Here is a 17,813-nt window from a genome sequence, read left to right on the forward strand (position 1 = left end):
CCCTGTGGAGGAATTACAGCCGGATGCCCCAGCCGAACGGATCGTCCGGCGGAATCAGCAAGGTGGATTCCGCGCAGACATAGGCGCGGCCTCGGATCGTGGGGATGATGTGGTCGCCGTCCCGCACATAGCTGGCTTCGAACACGCTGCCAATCACGCTGGCCTGGCGCCAGACTTGCCCGGGGGCGAGCTTGCCATCGGCCGCCAGGCAGGCCAGCTTGGCGCTGGTGCCCGTGCCGCAGGGCGAGCGGTCATAGGCGTTGCCGGGGCACAGCACGAAGTTGCGGCTGTCGGCTGCCGGGTCGGGGGCGAACAGTTCGATGTGGTCGATTTCGGCCCCATCCGCGCCAGTCATGCCCGCTGCCGCCAGGGCTTGCCGTACGGCCCGGGCGTAATGAGTCAGTGCGTCAAGGTTGTCGGGCGCGACGCGTTGATCGTGTTCGCCGATCAGGAAGAACCAGTTGCCGCCCCAGGCGACATCGCCGACGACCTCGCCGTAACCCGGCACATTGACGCACACCGCGTGATGCTTGCGGTACGCAGGCACATTGCGCACGCTGACCGCGCCATCGTTGTGCAGCGTGGCGCGGACAACACCAACGGGCGTTTCGATGCCGTGTTCACCCGGGGCGATGCGTTTCAGATAGGCAAGCGTGGCGACCAGGCCGATGGTGCCGTGGCCGCACATGCCCAGGTAGCCGGCGTTATTGAAGAAGATGACGCCCGCGGCGTTGGCGGGGTCTGCGGGTTCGCACAGCAAGGCGCCCACGATGACATCGCTGCCCCGGGGCTCCTGCACGGTGGCGGCGCGCCACGCATCGTGATCGGATGCGAGCCGGCGTTGCCGCTCAGCCATGCTGCCCGTGCCTAGCGCAGGAAAGCCGGCCACGACCAGCCGGGTGGGCTCACCGCCCGTGTGGGAATCGACGACACGAATCTGTTTCATTGACGCGCCTCATCTGCAAGGGAATGAAGGGCCAGCCACCACGGCCAATATCGGGACTGGCTCAGTCTAGGCAATTACCTGCGTGACGTCGCCCCAACCGTGATGGCGATGTCACGCATATGCCCGTGCCTTACGGAACGGATTGGTATTTAGCCGGACGCGTGGCCAGCGCCTGTGCCACCACGCGTTCGATCAGCGCGCGCTCTTCGCCGATAACGGGCAGGCGGGGGCGGCGAACGTGTTCGGTGCCAACGCCCACAAGCACATCGATCAGCTTCAGGTTTTGCACGAGCTTGGTGGACACGTCCAGATGCAGCAGCGGCGTCATCCATTGATAGAGCGCCAGGGCTTCAGCGTGCTTGCCGGCTTTCATCAAGTCATAGAGCGCCACGGTTTCGCGCGGGAAGGCGCAGCCCACGCCTGCCAGCAGGCCATCGCACCCCAGCGCCAGCCCTTCATAGGCCAGATCGTCCACGCCCAGGAAGATCTGGTAGCGGTCGCCGACGGCGTTGCGCAGGTCGGTCACGCGGCGGGTATCGCCCGAGCTGTCTTTGACGGCCGCCAGCCATTGGCAGTCGGCCAGTTCAGCCATGTGCGAGGCGGTTAAATCCACGCGATAGGCGATCGGGTTGTTGTAGACCATTACAGGCTGCTGGGCGGCGTTGGCCATGGTGCGCACGTTCTGCATGGCTTCGCGGGCGTCCGCGACGTAGATCAGCGAGGGCATGACCATGAATCCGGCCACGCCGAGCTTGTTGGCGCCGTCGATAAATCGCAGGGCTTCACGGGTGCTGGTCTCGGACACGTTGGCCAGAACCGGGATGCGGCCGCCAGCGGCGTCCAGCGCAATCTTGGTGACTTCCAGCTTTTCTTCCAGCGTCAGCGTGCTGGCCTCGCCCAGTGAGCCGCAGGTGACCACGCCGTGAATGCCGTTGCGGATCTGGAAGTCGATGTGCTTGGCCGTGCCTTCGGCGTCGATGCGTTCATCGGCGTGGAACTTGGTGGTGATGGCGGGAAAGATGCCAGTCCAGCGAGGGTGGGTCATGACGGACTCCTGGTTGAAGGGGCGTTAGGAACACAAAATATACGTTAAATATATTTAAAGAGAAGGGGTCAGGCATGAGGGTTAACCAGCGCAAAGTGTCAGGCCCCAATTTTTAGATGTGGATCATAGTGAGAATGGTTATAATTCAGGCCCTGCCAAACAGGCATTGGCCGCGGGGCTTGCCTGGGTGGTGATCGGACGACAGACAAGATCCACAAAGAGGAAAGATCCACAATGAAATTCGCAAGGACTTTGGCCGCTATCGCCCTGTTGGGCAGCGCCGGCGCCGCGCAAGCGCACTTTGTTTGGTTGGAACGCACGGCCGAGGGGCCGGCCAAGGCGTACTTTGGCGAGTGGGCCGATGACCTGCGCGAAAAGCGTGATGGCTTGTTGGGCAAAGTTCTGGTGTCGCCGGTGGTGACGGCAGCCGACGGCAAGACGCTGAAGGCATCGGCCGAAGGCGCCGACTTCATTGAGTTCGCGGCCGCGGGCAAGGGCGACGTCCGGCTGGCTCAGCCCATCCAATTCAAAGACACGCTGGTGAAATACGGCGCCAAGGCCGGCCGCGCGGAGACGCAAGGCAAGCTGGATCTGGAACTCGTACCCACCGCCGCAGACGCCAACACCTTCGTGCTGCAATTCCAAGGCAAGCCGCTGGCCAAGACCGAAGTCACCGTGTTCGGCCCGCCGAAGTGGGAAAAGCGTTTCCACAGTGATGAAAATGGCCGCATCGAAATCACGACGCCATGGCCCGGCCAGTACGTGCTGGAAGCCGCGCACGTCGAAGAGAAGGCGGGCGAGGCGGATGGCAAGTCCTACGCCAAGATCCGCTACGTTTCCACCCTGACCTTCAACGTGTCCAAGTGAAAGCTCCCGCAGCCGGCGCAGGCATGATGCGCTATCGAATGGCCGTATTTTCCAGGGCGGCTGCGGCCATCCTGGGCGGCTACGCCCTTGCCTCGGCGGCTGCGGCTTGCCTGGCCGTCTGGCTGCCCATGGGGCGCGCGGACGCCGTCACCACGGCGCAAATGTTGTCCTTCGTGGTCTACGCCTGCGGCGTGATCTGGGTATTCGCCACGCGCAACGCCTGGCGCGCCTGGGCGGGCATCCTGATCCCTGCCGCCGTGCTGGGCGGCTTGTTCCTGGCCGGCCGCACGATGGGGGTGGCATGAAGGCAGGCAAAGCCCGCGCGCAAGGCGAAGAAGGCCTGCGCCAGTCCATGTCCTGGTTGCATACCTGGGCGGGGCTTATTTTTGGCTGGGTGTTGTTCGCGATGTTCCTGACGGGGTCGCTCGCGTTTTTCCGGCCCGAGATCACGCGCTGGATGCAGCCGGAAATTCAGGTGCAGGCCACGCCCGCAGTGCAAGCGGTGGAGATGGCGCAACGCTATCTGAATGAGCATGCGCCGGATGCCAAGCGGTGGTTCATCACGCCGCCCACGCAGCGTGAACCGTTGACGCTGCTGCTGTATCAGGTTGCCAAGCCCAAGCCGGGCGAGCGTGGTTTTGTGCGCGTGAAGCTGGATCAGAACGGGCAGGAAGTCAAAGGCCGGGAAACACGCGGTGGCGACTTCTTCTACCGCTTTCATTTCGAGTTGGAAACCGCATTCCCGTGGGGACGCTGGCTGGCCAGCATTGCGGGCATGTTCATGCTGGTGGCGATCATCAGCGGCATCATCACGCACAAAAAGATATTCACCGATTTCTTTACCTTCCGCCCTAAGAAGGGCGGGCAGCGCGCCTGGATGGACGGCCATAACGTCTTGTCGGTATTGGGCCTGCCGTTTCACCTGATGATCACCTTCAGCGGCCTGATGCTGTTCATGGTGATGCTGATGCCGGCCGGGATCAGCGCCGTCTACGAGAATCCGCGCCAATACACTGACGACGTTTTCAAATCGTTCAAGGTCACGCCGCCGCTGAATCAGCCCGCCCCGCTGCTGCCGATTGCGCCGCTGGTTGAGCAGGCGCAGCAACACTGGCAAGGCCGCGTTGGCCGCGTCACCGTCAATAACCCGGGCGATGCCGGCGCCACCGTGACGATGGTGCGCGACGCCGCCGATGGCGTGTCGTATGGACGCTTGGCGCCGTACATGCGTTTTGATGGCGTGACTGGGAAGTACCTTGAAGGCGAGGATGACCTTAGCGCCACCGTACAGACGGCCGGCACCATCATCGGCCTGCATCTGGGCTTGTTCGCTGAACCGCTGCTGCGCTGGTTCTACTTCGTGGTCAGCCTGGCTGGCACCGGTATGGTCGGCACGGGGCTCGTGCTGTGGATCGCCAAGCGCCGTCAGAAGGCGCGTCCGGGCGATGTCCGCGACGCCTTTTCACTGCGTCTGGTCGATGGCCTGAACGCGGGCACGATCGCGGGCGTGGTGTTCGGCGTGGCCGCATTTTTCCTGGCCAACCGCCTGCTGCCCGCGGATATGCCCGGCCGTCAACTTTGGGAAGTGCGCGCGTTCTTTTCGGCGTGGGGCTTGTCGCTGGTCTATGCCTTCCTGTTCCAACGCCGTAAATGGCAAGACCTGCTGGCCGTGGCGGCTGCCGCGATGGCCTTGGTGCCGGTCGTCAACGCACTGACCACGTCGCGCCACCTGGGCGTGTCGCTGCCGCAGGGCGATTGGGTGATGGCTGGTTTTGACCTGACTTGCCTGGCCACGGCGCTGTTGTTCGCCTGGATGGCGCGCAAGGCGGCGCGGGTCCGCAAGGCGCCTGCCACGCTGCCGGCGCGCGCCGCCGCCAAGCCGCGTGCGGAAAAGGGGGCTGCCGCTGAACGTGCCGGCGCCTCTGCGTCCGCCGCTGCCGCCTCCACCCCGCATCCGTCTTTCCCCGTTGCCGACGCACCCGTGGCGAAGTCCGCCCCCAGTGCCGTTGTCTATGAACCGCGAGGTGATACGCCATGACGCTTGCCGCCTTCTGCCTGGCCTACGCAGGGTTTTCCGCCCTGTGCCTGGGCATGGACCGCCACTACGAAGATCTATTCGACCGCGCGATGCCCCGGCGTCACCGCGTGCCGTTGCGCGCGTTTGGCTGGATCGCGCTGGCCTTATCGCTATGCGCGTCCGCCGCGGTGTGGGGCTGGAGCTATGGCACGGTCGAGTGGATCGGCATCCTCAGCATTGCCGGCCTGCTGCTGATCTGGTTCCTGACTTTCCGCCCGCGCGCCGCGCTGACCACGGGCGGGGTGTGCGCCCTGGCGGCGCCTCTTTTGGCGGTGCTGTAAGTTCGCAGGCTGGCTCGGGTTGCGCCAAGCCAGACCTGACCGGGCCGAGCCAAGCCAAGCCCTTCCACGCAGCCCGGCGACGAAGGCGCCCGCCCGACGGCTGGGCGCTCCGGCACGTTACACTGCTCGTTTCCCCTAGCAAACGCCTCTTCGCCCCATGAATACCCGCGTCCTTACTGGCATTACCACCACTGGCACCCCCCACCTTGGCAACTATGCGGGCGCTATCCGGCCCGCCGTGCAGGCCAGTACGCAGCCCGGCGTGGACGCATTCTTCTTTCTGGCGGACTATCACGCGCTGATCAAGTGCGATGATCCGGCGCGCGTGGCGCGTTCCCGCTTGGAAATCGCGGCGACCTGGCTGGCCGTGGGCCTGGACCACGATCGTGTCACGTTCTATCGCCAGTCCGACATTCCTGAAATTCCCGAACTCAGCTGGCTTTTGACCTGCGTCACGGCCAAGGGCCTGATGAACCGCGCGCACGCCTACAAGGCGTCGGTGGACCAGAACGTGGCCAAGGGCGTGGAGCCTGACGACGGCGTCACGATGGGCTTGTTCTCGTATCCGATCCTGATGGCCGCGGACATCCTGATGTTCAACGCGAACCGTGTGCCGGTCGGCCGCGACCAGATCCAGCATCTGGAAATGGCGCGCGACATCGCCCAGCGCTTCAACCACCTGTACGGCCGTGATTACTTCACGCTGCCCGAAGTGGTGATCGAGGAAGACGTGGCGACCTTGCCCGGCCTGGATGGCCGCAAGATGTCCAAGAGCTACAACAACACCATCCCGCTGTTCGAAGGCGGCGCAAAGGCGCTGCGCGCGTCGGTGATGCGCATCGTGACCGATTCGCGTGAACCGGGCGAACCCAAGGACGCCGAAAGCTCGCACCTGTACACGCTGTACCGCGCGTTCGCCACGCACGAGCAATCGGCGGCGTTTCGCAAGCAGCTGGAAGACGGCATGGGCTGGGGCGACGCCAAGCAGGCGCTGTACGAGCATCTGGAAAACCTGCTTGCGCCGATGCGCGAGAAGTACGTTGACCTGATCGCCAACCCCGGCCGCATCGAAGACATTCTGCAAGCCGGCGCCGCCAAGGCGCGCAGGCTGGCGCTGCCACTGATGCAGGAACTGCGCGAGGCCGTGGGCCTGCGCAACCTGAACGCGGGCGCCACGACGGGTAAAGCGCAGGGCAAAAAGGAAAAGGGCAAGGGCGCGCGCTTCGTCAGCTTCCGCGATGAAGACGGCGCGTTCCGCTTCCGCCTTCTGGCTGCCGATGGCGAAGAACTGCTGCTGTCGCCGGGCTTTGCCAATCCGAAGGACGCGGGCGGCTTGATGCAAACGCTGAAGTCCGATCCCTCGGACGCGGCGCTGGCTGGGTTGCTGCCAGGGGCTGACGCCGACCCGGCCTTGCTGGGCCGTGTGCGCGACGCGCTGGTGTCGATGTCTCAGGAATGAATGTAGTAGCGGGGGCGTGTGGCGGCATCATGCGCCGTTGCACCTGCCGCCCGCTCTGGCAAAGATACGACGCGGTATGGGATAGCGCCCCATCCGCGTCGTTTCACATTCAGGCGGCGCGTGCGTTCGCGCTTGCGACGATGCGGCCGTCGCGCACCTGGAAGCGCTGGGCGTTGCCCTGGCCGGCAATTTCCAGCATGTCGCCTTCCGAATAGCCGGTGACGTTCGGGCAGTCCAGCCATTCCGGGTTGATGAACGGAAAGTACTTCAGCGTGCCGCTGCCCTGGCTGACGAAGTCGAAGGTCGTGTTGGCGACCACTTCCGGGTCCCATTGGCTGGCGTCGAATATCAGCGCGCAGCCCGCGCCGATGCGGTACACGATGCTGGCGCCCATGCTGGCGAATCCCAGCGCGCCCACATGCAGCTGCGCGCCATTGCGCAATTCAATAATGCGGGTGCCCAGGCGCTCCAGCGTGATGTGCTTGAAGGTGACTTCTGCGCCATCAACGATCAGGTGCGCATATTGGCCCAGCGTGACTTCGTTATAGGCGCCGCCCGCGCCAGCTTCTTTTTCGGTGATCGTTGCCGCTTCATTGGCGGCAAGCGTAATGGTATTGCGCATGACGAATCGCTCTCCGGGCTCTCAGGGTAGGGGCGCTTTTTTTGGATTTCTTGCCTGATAGACGGTTCGCGCCGCGGTTCGCCTGATCATGGATGTTTGTGTCCGCCGTGTTCCCCAACGCCACCGGCTTTTATTATTTGGACACAATTCGATATTTTCCCTTATTTTTAGATTTCTTGATTGAGGGAGCGCAAGGAAATCACCAATCTACGGGAAAGTCCTAGGCTAAAGAAAAAAGCCCGGCGCATGCGATGCGCCGGGCTTTTTGATGAGCGGTGAGTCTTGTGGAATCAGCGCTTGAGTTTGGCGAAGGCGTCGGCCATCGCGCTGTTCATGCCGCCTGCGGCAGCGCCTGCGTTACCGCGGCCGCCATCGCTTTGCGAACGGCGCGGGCGGTCACCGCCCTTGGGCGCGTCGCCGCTGCGGCGAGCCGGGGCGGCGGTGTCGTTCAGGCGCATGGTCAGCGCGACGCGTTTGCGCGCGGCGTCCACTTCCAGCACCTTCACGCTGACCGTCTGGCCCACGCGCACCACATCGCGCGGGTCTTTCACGAACTTCTCGGCCAGCGCCGAGATGTGGACCAGGCCGTCCTGATGCACGCCGATGTCGACGAACGCGCCGAAGTTGGCCACGTTGGTCACGACGCCTTCCAGGATCATGCCCGGGTACAGGTCGTTCAGCGTTTCCACGCCTTCCTTGAACTGCGCCGTCTTGAATTCGGGGCGCGGATCGCGGCCCGGCTTTTCGAGTTCGGCGAAGATGTCGCGCACCGTGGGCAAGCCGAAACGCTCGTCGGTGAAGTCGGACGGCGACACGCCTTTCAGGGCGTCGCGCTGGCCGATGATCTGCTTTACTTCCGCCTTGATCTTCGCGACGATGCGCTCGACCACGGGATAGGCTTCGGGGTGAACCGACGACGCATCCAGCGGGTTGTCGCCGTTGGGAATGCGCAGGAAGCCGGCGGCCTGTTCGAAGGCCTTCTCGCCAAAGCGCGGCACCTTGCGCAGGATTTCACGCGTGGGGAACGCGCCGTTCTCGTCGCGCCACGCCACGATGTTCTTGGCCAGCAGCGAGTTCAAACCGGACACGCGGGCCAGCAATGCAGCCGACGCCGTGTTCACGTCCACACCCACCGCGTTCACGCAATCTTCGACCACGGCGTCCAGCGAACGCGCCAGCTCGCGCTGGTTGACGTCGTGCTGGTACTGGCCCACGCCGATCGCCTTGGGATCGATCTTGACCAATTCGGCCAGCGGGTCTTGCAAGCGGCGGGCGATGGACACGGCGCCACGCAGCGTCACGTCCAGGTCGGGGAATTCCAGGGCGGCGGTTTCCGATGCGGAATACACCGACGCGCCGGCCTCGGAGACCACCACACGGGTGACCTTCAGGTCGGGGAAGCGTTCCATCATGTCGCCCACCAGCTTCTCGCTTTCGCGCGATGCCGTGCCGTTGCCAATGGCGATCAGGTCCACCTTGTGGCGCGCCACCAGCGCGGCCAGCGTGTTGATGGTGCCTTCACGGTCGCGGCGCGGTTCAAAGGGGTAGACGGTGGTGGTGTCGACGACCTTGCCGGTCTGGTCGATCACGGCAACCTTGCAGCCCGTGCGGATGCCCGGGTCCAGGCCCAGCACGGCCTTGGGGCCGGCGGGTGCGGCCAGCAGCAAGTCTTTCAGGTTGGCGGCGAACACGCGAATGGCTTCGGCTTCGCCGCTTTCGCGCAGGCGGCCGATCAGTTCGCTTTCGAATGCCGTCAGCAGCTTCACGCGCCAGGTCCAGCGGCAGACTTCGCCCAGCCAGCGCGCGCGCGGCGTGGCGTCCAGTGCGAACAGGCCGTTGCCCAGCTTCAGGAAGTTGGCGATGCGCGCCACGCACGGGTGCGGCAGTTGCGCTTCCAGTTCGGCTTCCAGGCCCAGACGCAATTCCAGCACGCCTTGCTGGCGGCCGCGCAGCAGCGCCAGGATGCGGTGCGAGGGCAGCGTGCGCAGCGGCTCGTTGAAGTCGAACCAGTCGCGGAAGTTGGCGCCCTCGGTTTCCTTGCCGTCGATCATCTTGGAGTAGATCAGGCCGGTGGACCACAGGTGCTCGCGCATGTCGGCCAGCAGGTCCGCGTTTTCCGCGTAGCGCTCGGCCAGGATGTCGCGCGCGCCGTCCAGCGCCGCCTTGGCGTCGTTGATCGACGCTTCGGGGTTCAGGTACTGCGCGGCCAGCACGGCGGGGTCGCAGGCAAGGTCCGCCAGGATGGCGTCGGCCAGCGGTTCCAGGCCGGCCTCGCGGGCGATCTGGGCGCGGGTGCGGCGCTTGGGCTTGTACGGCGCGTACAAGTCTTCCAGGCGCTGCTTGGTATCCGCCGTGGCGATTTCCTGATGCAGCTCGGGCGTGAGCTTGCCCTGCTGCGAGATGGATTCAAGGATCGAGCCGCGGCGCTCTTCGAGTTCGCGCAGGTAACCCAGGCGCACTTCCAGATTACGCAGCACGGTATCGTCCAGGCCGCCAGTGGCTTCCTTGCGATAGCGGGAGATAAACGGCACGGTGGCGCCGTCATCCAGCAGTTCTACCGCCGAAGCGATCTGGGAGGCGCGCGCGCCGAGCTCGGTAGCGAGCTGCGCGACGATGCGGGCGTTGTCGACGCCAGCGGCGACGTTCGTGATAGCGGAAGTTTCAGACATCTCTATACGACGACAAAAAGGAAAAACAAGGGGCGGATTGTGCCATAAGCCACTGTTACAGAACGTGTGAGGGTGGACTGATCTGTCCCTTCGCGAGCCGGATCAGGCGGCTGCACCGAGTATCATTTGGTCCTTTCCCACATCAGTGTCTGGCGGCCGTACCGTATGGGTACCGGGCTCTCCGAAGACGCCGACTGACACTAGGCTGCCGTAATGCTGGACCTGGATATATCCGAATTTTTTGACGAGGACGGGCCGCTGGCTACGGCCATGCCCGGCTACAAGCCACGCCCTTCGCAGGTGGAATTGTCGCAGGCGATTGGCGACGCCATCCAAGACCGCGCCACACTGGTGGCCGAAGCCGGCACCGGTATCGGCAAAACCTGGGCTTACCTTGTACCCGCCTTCATTCAGGGCGGCAAGGTGCTGATTTCCACCGGTACCCGCACGCTGCAAGACCAGTTATTTGCGCGAGACCTGCCGCGTGTGCGCGCGGCGTTGGCTGCTCCGGTCACGGCCGCGTTGCTCAAGGGCCGCGGCAATTACGTCTGCCACTATCACCTGGAACGCTTGCAGGGCGACGAACGCGCCTTGAAGTCGCGCACCGAAATCCAGCAGCTGCGCCAGATTCAGGTGTTCGCCGGTATCTCCAAAACGGGCGACCTCAGCGATCTTGCGCAGGTGCCTGAAGACGCCGACATCTGGCAGCGCGTGACGTCCACGCGCGAAAACTGTCTGGGCCAGGAATGCCCGCGTATCCGCGATTGTTTCGTCGTGAAGGCGCGCCGCCAGGCGCAGGAAGCTGACGTCGTGGTCGTCAACCATGCGCTTTTCATGGCCGACCTGGTGTTGCGCGAAGAAGGCGTGACCGATCTGCTGCCTGAAGCCGATACCGTCATCTTCGACGAAGCGCATCAGTTGCCCGACACGGCTACGCGCTTTCTGGGCAGCAGCGTGTCCACCCACCAACTGATGGACTTTGGCCGCGCGCTGGAAGTGGCGGGCTTGGCGTATGCCCGCGAGGCCGCCAAATGGAGCGACGTCAGCCGCCATCTGGAAACCGCCGCGCGCGAACTGCGCCTGGTCTGTGCGCCGCTTGACCGCATGCCGGGCCGCAAGGCCACGTTCGACGCCATTCCCAACCCCGAGGAATTCGACGAGGCCCTGTTGGCCTTGCGCGAAGCCGTGGATACGGCCACCAAGGCCTTGGGCGTGGTCGCGGAAAAACATCCTGACCTGATGGCGGCTGCGCGCGTCGGCGCCGAGATCTCGGTGCGGCTCAAGCGCTGGGCCACGCCCGGCCGCGCGGATGCCGGGTTTGCCGACGAAGGGTGGGGCCGGGACGATCAAGCCCCCGAGCCGGCCGCCGCTGACGCCATCGCCGCGCTGGGCGACGGGGCGTCTACGCCTGCGGCCATACTGGAAGGCGTGGCCGCCGCAGCCGAACAATGGACGGGGCCTGCGGTGCGCTGGGTCGAACACGGCCAGCACCACGTCCGCCTGCATTCGGCGCCGTTGTCGGTGGCACAGGCTTTCTCGAAATACCGCAAGCCGGGCCAGGCCTGGATCATGACGTCGGCCACGCTGTCGGTGAATGGCGAGTTCCATCATTTCACCAGTCAGCTGGGGCTGGAAAAGGCGCGCACGGGCAAGTGGGAGTCGCCGTTCAACTATCCCGAACAGGCCCTGTTGTTCGTGCCGCGCGGCATGCCCGAGCCGCAATCGCCGCAGTTTCTAGACCGCTTCGTCGACACGCTGATGCCGCTGCTGGAAGCCAGCCCCGGCGGCACGCTGGTGCTGTGCACGACCTTGCGCGCTGTCGAAAAGGTGGCCACGTTGCTGGCCGACGCCTTTGACGATGCTGGCCATGATTGGCCGCTGCTCAAGCAAGGCGAAGGCACGCGCCGAGACCTGCTTGACCGCTTCTGCAAGCTCAAGCATCCGGTACTGGTGGGTAGCGCCAGCTTCTGGGAAGGCATCGACCTGCCCGGCGATGTGCTGACGTTGGTGGCCATCGACAAGCTGCCGTTCGCGCCGCCCGATGATCCCGTCATCGAAGCCCGGCTACGTGCGTGTCGGGCGCAAGGCGGCAATCCGTTCTCGGAATACCAATTGCCCGAAGCCGCCATTTCGCTCAAGCAGGGCGCGGGCCGGCTAATTCGTACCGAGTCGGATTGGGGCGTGCTGATGGTGGGCGATGCGCGGCTCGTGGAAAAGCCTTACGGCAAACGTCTGTGGCGCGGGTTGCCGCCCTTTGCGCGAACGCGCGAGCTGGAAGAGGTGCTGGCGTTCTACCGCCGCAAGCAAGAGGGCGGGGAAGGCTGACGCTGCCGTCGCCGCGCTGGGCCGCAGCCAAAAAAAAGCCCCTCGAATGAATCGAGGGGCTTTTTCTTTCCCATGCGGGGGAGTTCGCTAACGTTGCCGGATCAGTCGAACGGGTTCCACCAGCTGCGATCCGCCTTCAGGCCCTTGGACTTGAAGTCGCTATTGGGGAAGTTCTTGTCGTACACGCGCTGCGAGTCGTTCTTCAGTTCGGTCATGCCCAGCTTGTCGTAGGACTGGATCATCAAGTACAGCGCTTCTTCGGTGGCGGGGGCGCCTTCGAAGTCGGTGATGACGGTTTGGGCACGGTTGGCGGCGGCCACGTAGGCGCCGCGCTCGTAGTAATAACGGGCGACGTGCACTTCGTTCATGGCGATGGTGTTGACCAGCCATGCCACGCGCTTTTCGGCATCCACGGTGTACTTGCTGTCCGGGTAGCGCTTGATCAGCTCGTTGAAGGCGTCGTACGACGCGCGCAGGCCCTTGGGGTCGCGCTCGGCCGGGTCCTGGCCGGTGATGCTGGTCATGAAGGCGCTGGCCGGCGTGAAGTTGATCAGGCCCTTCAGGTAGAGCGCGTAGTCGGTGCCGGGGTGGTTGGGGTACAGCTGCTGGAAGCGGTCGATGGCGGCCAGGGCTTGTTCGTTTTCGCCGTCTTTCCAGTTGACGTAGGCCAGTTCAAGCAGGGCTTGCTGGGCATAGACGCCAAAGGGGTAGCGGCTTTCGATGGCGGTCAGGCGCTCGCGCGCTTCTTTCCAACCGCCCGAGGACATTTCGGACTTGGCGTCAGCGTAAAGCTGTTCGGCGCTCCAGTTGGTGGTCTTGTCGTACTTGCTGTTGGTCGAGCCGCAACCGGCGATGACGATGACGGCAAATAGCGCGATAACCACGCGCAAAACCGGCCCGCTTCGGGATGCGGGGTTCGAGGGAGCTGCGGAGTGGTGAATCACGAGAATCGTATCCTTGGTGTTAGCATGGCAGGCTGATTATATGATTTGTCTCCATGTCTGATACAGCCGCCGGCACAGATCTCGTTTCCGACGACGAACTCCTGGGCCTTCCTGACGAAAATGCGGACGGAAACCCCGGGGAAAACCGGGGTGAACCGCAACTTGTAACGGTTCCTTCCAGCACCAAAGCCGATCGGCTCGACAAGGTTCTGGCTGGGCTGATGCCCGACCATTCCCGCAGCCGCCTGCAAGGCTGGATTGAATCCGGCAATGTGCATGTGAACGGTGCGCCCGGCAAGATCCGCCAAACGGTAGGCCCCGGCGACGAGCTGCTGGTATGGGCGCAGCCCGCCCCCGACGCCCGCGCCTTCACGCCCGAACCCGTTGAATTCACCGTGGTGGGCGAAAGCCCCGACTGGATCGTCGTGAACAAGCCTGCTGGCCTGGTCACGCATCCGGGCGCTGGCAACTGGAGCGGCACGCTGCTCAACGGTCTGCTTTATCGGTATCCGGAATTGGCGGCCGTGGCGCGTGCCGGCATTGTTCACAGGCTGGACAAGGACACCTCCGGACTCATGGTCGTGGCCCGCAACGAAAAGGCCCAGACGCATCTGGTGCGCCAGTTGCAGGCGCGCAGCATGGGCCGCGAATACGTGGCCCTGGCTCATGGCTGGGTCGCAAACGGCGGCCGTGTCGATCGCGCCATTGGCCGCGATTCCCGCGTGCCCATCCGCATGAGCGTCGAGCGCCCCGTGGCGCCCAAGCCCGCCATCACCAATTACGCACCGGTGCGCCGCGGCCAGGTTGACCCTGGCGGCCGCGTCACCGAAGTGGTGTGCCGTCTGGAAACGGGGCGCACCCACCAGATTCGCGTGCACATGGCCAGCCTGGGGCACCCGCTGCTGGCCGACACCATCTATGGCGGCAAGAACATCGCGGGGGCGCAGCGCCAGATGCTGCACGCCCGCGCCCTGCATTTCGATGATCCGGGCGGCAACGGTGAAGTCCAATTCGCCGCTGCGGTGCCGGCCGACATGACCCTGGTCCAGGAAAGCATTGCATGGAACGCGTGATCGCCAGTCTGCCTGTCGTCACCGGCCCCCAGTGGGCCGGCGTGAACTATTTCTGCACGACACGCGCGGGCGGCGTGGGCGTGGCCCCGCATGACACCCTGAACCTGGGCCGCCGCGCGGGCGACAACCCCGACACCGTGGCCGAGAACCGCCGCCGCGTGCGCGCCGCCGTGCCCGCCGAGCCGCTGTGGTTGCGCCAAGTGCACGGCAGCGAGGTCGTGGACGCGGACGTGATGGATGCGGCAGGCGAACCTGCGACAGGCGATCCTGCGGCGGGCGAACCCGCGGCAGGCGAACCTGCGGCGGGCGTCCCCGCGGCGGGCGTCCCCGCGGCAGGGGCTCCCATACAGGATGAACCCGCCGTGGACGCCAGCGTCACGACGCAGCCGGGCCGTGTGCTGGCCGTCATGGTGGCGGATTGCCTGCCCGTTGTGATTACCGATTCCAAGGGCCTGGTGCTGGGCGCGGCGCACGCCGGCTGGCGCGGCCTGTCGGGCGGCGTGCTGGAAAACACATTGGCCGCCATGCGGGCCAAGGCGCCGCAGGCCGAAGGCTGGCGCGCCTGGGTGGGCCCCGGCATCGGGCCGCAACATTTCGAAGTTGGCCAGGATGTGCTGGATGCGTTCACGGCCGATGATCCCGCCACGGCGCGTTACTTCACGCCGCGTCCCGGGCTATCGGGAAAGTGGCTGGCCGACCTCGCCGGATTGGCCGATTTCCGCCTGCGCCGCGCCGGGGTACAAGAGGTGGCGTTGAGCGGCTTGTGCACCGTGTCGGCCTCGGATCGCTTCTTCTCATATCGGCGCGACGGCGAAACCGGACGCATGGCATTGCTGGCCTGGCTCGACCCGGTTTGATCTTGCGCAAGGCCGGCGGGCGGGCTTGAGACCTACCCTGATTGCCTCCTTGTATACCCGCATTGACAGTCCTGGACCCGGAATGCAACATCAATCGAGCAGTGTCGATAACAAGGTGTCGAAGTGAACGCCAATCTCTCCGCAGGACCCATTCCGGTGAGCGTGGCACCGGAAATCCTGGCCGACATTCAGGCCGAATTCTCTCGCGAGTGGCAGCGCCTTTGCGACGATGCCCGGCGCGGCGCGCTTGCGCCCCTGGCTGACCGCCGCTTCGCTGGCGACGCCTGGTCCGCCAATAGTTCGCATCTGCTGATGGCGCACACCTATCTGCTGTCGGCGCGCGCCATGCAGCGCATGGTTGACGCCGCCCAGGTCAGCGAACCCATGCGCGACCGCCTGCGCTTTTCCATCATGCAATGGGTGGATGCGCTGTCGCCGTCGAACTTCCTGGCGCTGAACCCGGACGCCCAGCAATCCATCGTCGAAAGCGCGGGCCGCGCGTTAAACGAAGGGCTGGCGAATCTGCTGGGCGACGTCAAGAAAGGCCGCATCACGCAAACCGACGAATCGCAGTTCGAGATCGGCCGCAACGTGGCGGTGACGCCCGGCGAAGTGGTCTACGAGAACACGCTGTTCCAGCTGATCCAGTACGCGCCTTCGACCAGCACGGTGTACGAACGCCCGCTGGTGATCGTGCCGCCGAACATCAACAAGTTCTACATCCTGGATCTGCAGCCCGAGAATTCCTTCGTGCGTCACGCGGTGGAGCAGGGCTTTACGGTGTTCCTGGTGTCGTGGCGCAACCCGGTAGCCAGCGACACCGACGGCATCGACCGCGCCACCTGGTCCGACTACCTGGACAACGCCGTGCTGCAAGCGCTGCGCGTGGCCAGCGACATCACCAAGCAACCCAAGGTCAATGCGCTGGGCTTCTGCGTGGGCGGCACGATGCTGGCTTCCGCGCTGGCGCTGGCCGAAGCGCGCGGCGAGCATCCGGTGGCTTCGCTGACGTTGTTGACCTCGCTGCTGGATTTCCACGACACGGGCATCCTGAATGTGTTCGTGGACGAAGCCCACGCGTTGCTGCGCGACCATCAATTAGGCAACGGCGGGCTGATGCCTGGCCGCGACCTGGCCACCACGTTCTCGTTCCTGCGGCCCAATGAGCTGGTGTGGAACTACGTGGTCGGCAACTATCTGAAGGGCCAGAAACCGCCCCCGTTCGATCTGCTGTTCTGGAATGGCGACAGCACCAATCTGCCGGGGCCGTTCTTTTCCTGGTACTTCCGCAATACCTATCTTGAGAACAACCTGAAGGTGCCGGGCCGCGCGCAAGCCGCCGGCCTGCCGCTGGACCTGACGCGCCTGACGATGCCGGCGTACATCTTCGGGTCACGCGAAGACCATATCGTGCCGTGGGTGTCGGCCTACGCGTCTACGCAGCTGCTGCGCGGCCCGCAACGCTTCGTGCTGGGGGCCTCGGGCCACATCGCGGGCGTGGTCAATCCGCCGGCCAAGAAGCGCCGCAGCTATTGGGTGGCGGACGGGCTGGGCAAGCAGGGGCACGACGACATGCCCGGCGACCCCAATGCCTGGTTCGCACAAGCGGCCGAGCACGCGGGCAGCTGGTGGCCCGATTGGGCAGACTGGCTGTCGCATCATTCAGGTAAGCAGGTCAAGGCGCGTACAAAATTAGGCAATGCCAAGCACCAGCCGATCGAGCCGGCGCCTGGCAGGTATGTGAAGGTCCGGGCAGCCTGAAACCGCCCTGCGCGGTTGGCCCAGGCCAATAAGAAAGTTAATCAACGAGGCGTCCGTCGCACACAGGAGGAAGTCCAATGAGCGGAAAACTGGCTTACGTAACAGGCGGGATGGGCGGTATCGGCACCTCTATTTGCCAGCGCTTGGCCAAGGATGGCTTTCGCGTGGTGGCAGGTTGCGGCCCCAGCCGCAATTACCAGCAATGGCTGGATGAGCAGGCAGCACAGGGCTACACGTTCCACGCATCGGTGGGCAACGTGTCGGATTGGGAATCCACGGTAAAGGCTTTCGAGAAAGTCACCGCGGAGCTCGGTCCGGTCGATGTGCTGGTGAACAACGCGGGTATCACCCGCGATGGGCTGTTCCGCAAAATGAGCGCCGACGATTGGCGCGCGGTGATCGACACCAACCTGAACAGCCTCTTCAACGTGACCAAGCAGGTCATTGAAGGCATGGTTGAACGGCAGTGGGGCCGCATCATCAACATCAGCTCGGTGAACGGTCAGAAAGGCCAGTTCGGCCAGACCAACTACTCCACCGCGAAGGCTGGCATCCATGGTTTCACCATGGCGCTGGCGCAGGAAGTGGCCAGCAAGGGCGTGACCGTCAATACGATCTCGCCGGGCTACATCGGCACGGACATGGTTCGCGCCATCCGTCCCGAAGTGCTGGAAAAGATCGTGGCCACCATTCCGGTGCGCCGCTTGGGCACGCCCGAGGAAATCGCTTCCATGACATCGTGGCTGGCTTCTGATGAGTCGGGTTTTTCGACGGGCGCAGACTTCTCGCTCAACGGCGGCCTGCACATGGGCTGATGCTGGCAAGCGGGGCCGCCGTGGGCGGCCTCAGGCGCCGGAAGGCCTCGGGGAGAGGGCCTTCCGGCATTA

General features: G+C 64.5%; 15 protein-coding genes. 10 read left to right on the forward strand and 5 right to left on the reverse strand.

What is annotated here, in order from left to right; all coding sequences use genetic code 11:
* Positions 1 to 13: 13 nt before the first annotated feature.
* Both ACFZAI_RS10440 and ACFZAI_RS10445 read right to left on the reverse strand, forming a co-directional pair.
* The gene (locus tag ACFZAI_RS10440) at positions 14 to 946 is read right to left on the reverse strand and encodes a 4-hydroxyproline epimerase (protein WP_391566823.1); all 933 of its coding nucleotides are present in this window, start codon (positions 944 to 946) and stop codon (positions 14 to 16) included.
* Positions 947 to 1,076: 130 nt separating this feature from the next.
* A complete protein-coding gene (locus tag ACFZAI_RS10445) occupies positions 1,077 to 1,991 on the reverse strand; it encodes a dihydrodipicolinate synthase family protein (protein ID WP_391566824.1) in 915 nt (304 codons plus the stop codon).
* Between the two features lie 234 nt (positions 1,992 to 2,225).
* Between ACFZAI_RS10445 and ACFZAI_RS10450 the strand changes: the two genes are divergently transcribed.
* The 5 genes from ACFZAI_RS10450 to ACFZAI_RS10470 all read left to right on the forward strand — a co-directional run bounded on the left by ACFZAI_RS10450 (position 2,226) and on the right by ACFZAI_RS10470 (position 6,675).
* Entirely contained in the window at positions 2,226 to 2,858 is a 633-nt protein-coding gene (locus ACFZAI_RS10450; RefSeq protein WP_391566825.1) for a DUF4198 domain-containing protein, read from the forward strand.
* Between the two features lie 23 nt (positions 2,859 to 2,881).
* Positions 2,882 to 3,163, forward strand: a complete 282-nt coding sequence (locus ACFZAI_RS10455) for a DUF3649 domain-containing protein (protein WP_054423833.1) — start codon at positions 2,882 to 2,884, stop codon at positions 3,161 to 3,163.
* On the forward strand, positions 3,160 to 4,896 hold the full coding sequence (locus ACFZAI_RS10460) for a PepSY-associated TM helix domain-containing protein (RefSeq protein WP_391566826.1): 1,737 nt from the start codon (positions 3,160 to 3,162) through the stop codon (positions 4,894 to 4,896). The genes ACFZAI_RS10455 and ACFZAI_RS10460 overlap by 4 nt, the downstream gene beginning before the upstream one ends.
* On the forward strand, positions 4,893 to 5,216 hold the full coding sequence (locus tag ACFZAI_RS10465) for a DUF3325 domain-containing protein (protein ID WP_054423829.1): 324 nt from the start codon (positions 4,893 to 4,895) through the stop codon (positions 5,214 to 5,216). The genes ACFZAI_RS10460 and ACFZAI_RS10465 overlap by 4 nt, the downstream gene beginning before the upstream one ends.
* Positions 5,217 to 5,373: 157 nt before the next feature.
* Positions 5,374 to 6,675: a tryptophan--tRNA ligase gene (locus tag ACFZAI_RS10470; protein ID WP_391566827.1), complete on the forward strand. Its 1,302-nt coding sequence runs from the start codon at positions 5,374 to 5,376 to the stop codon at positions 6,673 to 6,675.
* Between the two features lie 109 nt (positions 6,676 to 6,784).
* Here the strand turns inward: ACFZAI_RS10470 and ACFZAI_RS10475 are convergent, their stop codons facing one another.
* Both ACFZAI_RS10475 and tex read right to left on the reverse strand, forming a co-directional pair.
* Positions 6,785 to 7,297, reverse strand: coding sequence for a hypothetical protein (locus ACFZAI_RS10475; RefSeq protein WP_391566828.1), 513 nt, complete (start codon positions 7,295 to 7,297; stop codon positions 6,785 to 6,787).
* Between the two features lie 290 nt (positions 7,298 to 7,587).
* Positions 7,588 to 9,966 carry an RNA-binding transcriptional accessory protein Tex gene (gene tex, locus ACFZAI_RS10480; RefSeq protein WP_391566830.1) on the reverse strand — a complete coding sequence of 793 codons (2,379 nt, stop codon included), beginning with the start codon at positions 9,964 to 9,966 and terminating at the stop codon, positions 7,588 to 7,590.
* Between the two features lie 213 nt (positions 9,967 to 10,179).
* On the opposite strand from tex, the gene ACFZAI_RS10485 reads away from it, so the two are divergent.
* Positions 10,180 to 12,291, forward strand: a complete 2,112-nt coding sequence (locus ACFZAI_RS10485; protein ID WP_391566831.1) for an ATP-dependent DNA helicase — start codon at positions 10,180 to 10,182, stop codon at positions 12,289 to 12,291.
* A 101-nt stretch (positions 12,292 to 12,392) separates the two neighbouring features.
* Here the strand turns inward: ACFZAI_RS10485 and ACFZAI_RS10490 are convergent, their stop codons facing one another.
* Positions 12,393 to 13,181 carry an outer membrane protein assembly factor BamD gene (locus ACFZAI_RS10490; protein WP_391567104.1) on the reverse strand — a complete coding sequence of 263 codons (789 nt, stop codon included), beginning with the start codon at positions 13,179 to 13,181 and terminating at the stop codon, positions 12,393 to 12,395.
* A 107-nt stretch (positions 13,182 to 13,288) separates the two neighbouring features.
* Here ACFZAI_RS10490 and ACFZAI_RS10495 point away from each other — a divergent pair, with 107 nt between their 5' ends.
* From ACFZAI_RS10495 to phbB, 4 genes are all read left to right on the forward strand, one after another.
* Positions 13,289 to 14,308: an RluA family pseudouridine synthase gene (locus ACFZAI_RS10495; RefSeq protein ID WP_391566832.1), complete on the forward strand. Its 1,020-nt coding sequence runs from the start codon at positions 13,289 to 13,291 to the stop codon at positions 14,306 to 14,308.
* Positions 14,296 to 15,165, forward strand: coding sequence for a peptidoglycan editing factor PgeF (gene pgeF, locus ACFZAI_RS10500; protein WP_391566833.1), 870 nt, complete (start codon positions 14,296 to 14,298; stop codon positions 15,163 to 15,165). The genes ACFZAI_RS10495 and pgeF overlap by 13 nt, the downstream gene beginning before the upstream one ends.
* Before the next feature lie 123 nt (positions 15,166 to 15,288).
* The gene (locus ACFZAI_RS10505) at positions 15,289 to 16,926 is read left to right on the forward strand and encodes a PHA/PHB synthase family protein (RefSeq protein WP_391566834.1); all 1,638 of its coding nucleotides are present in this window, start codon (positions 15,289 to 15,291) and stop codon (positions 16,924 to 16,926) included.
* Positions 16,927 to 17,003: 77 nt separating this feature from the next.
* A complete protein-coding gene (phbB, locus tag ACFZAI_RS10510) occupies positions 17,004 to 17,741 on the forward strand; it encodes an acetoacetyl-CoA reductase (RefSeq protein ID WP_391566835.1) in 738 nt (245 codons plus the stop codon).
* Positions 17,742 to 17,813 lie beyond the last annotated feature (72 nt).

The sequence above is a fragment of the Achromobacter sp. NPDC008082 genome, from assembly GCF_042957345.1.
GTDB classification, from domain to species: Bacteria; Pseudomonadota; Gammaproteobacteria; order Burkholderiales; family Burkholderiaceae_B; genus Achromobacter; species Achromobacter kerstersii_A.

Bases quoted from the DNA above. Each gene is read 5' to 3' on its own strand.
- ACFZAI_RS10455 (WP_054423833.1), top strand. From the start codon at position 2,882: ATGATGCGCTATCGAATGGCCGTATTTTCCAGGGCGGCTGCGGCCATC.
- pgeF (WP_391566833.1), top strand. From the start codon at position 14,296: ATGGAACGCGTGATCGCCAGTCTGCCTGTCGTCACCGGCCCCCAGTGG.
- ACFZAI_RS10485 (WP_391566831.1), top strand. From the start codon at position 10,180: ATGCTGGACCTGGATATATCCGAATTTTTTGACGAGGACGGGCCGCTG.
- ACFZAI_RS10465 (WP_054423829.1), top strand. From the start codon at position 4,893: ATGACGCTTGCCGCCTTCTGCCTGGCCTACGCAGGGTTTTCCGCCCTG.
- ACFZAI_RS10450 (WP_391566825.1), top strand. From the start codon at position 2,226: ATGAAATTCGCAAGGACTTTGGCCGCTATCGCCCTGTTGGGCAGCGCC.
- ACFZAI_RS10460 (WP_391566826.1), top strand. From the start codon at position 3,160: ATGAAGGCAGGCAAAGCCCGCGCGCAAGGCGAAGAAGGCCTGCGCCAG.
- ACFZAI_RS10495 (WP_391566832.1), top strand. From the start codon at position 13,289: ATGTCTGATACAGCCGCCGGCACAGATCTCGTTTCCGACGACGAACTC.
- tex (WP_391566830.1), bottom strand. From the start codon at position 9,966: ATGTCTGAAACTTCCGCTATCACGAACGTCGCCGCTGGCGTCGACAAC.
- ACFZAI_RS10445 (WP_391566824.1), bottom strand. From the start codon at position 1,991: ATGACCCACCCTCGCTGGACTGGCATCTTTCCCGCCATCACCACCAAG.
- ACFZAI_RS10470 (WP_391566827.1), top strand. From the start codon at position 5,374: ATGAATACCCGCGTCCTTACTGGCATTACCACCACTGGCACCCCCCAC.
- phbB (WP_391566835.1), top strand. From the start codon at position 17,004: ATGAGCGGAAAACTGGCTTACGTAACAGGCGGGATGGGCGGTATCGGC.
- ACFZAI_RS10475 (WP_391566828.1), bottom strand. From the start codon at position 7,297: ATGCGCAATACCATTACGCTTGCCGCCAATGAAGCGGCAACGATCACC.
- ACFZAI_RS10440 (WP_391566823.1), bottom strand. From the start codon at position 946: ATGAAACAGATTCGTGTCGTCGATTCCCACACGGGCGGTGAGCCCACC.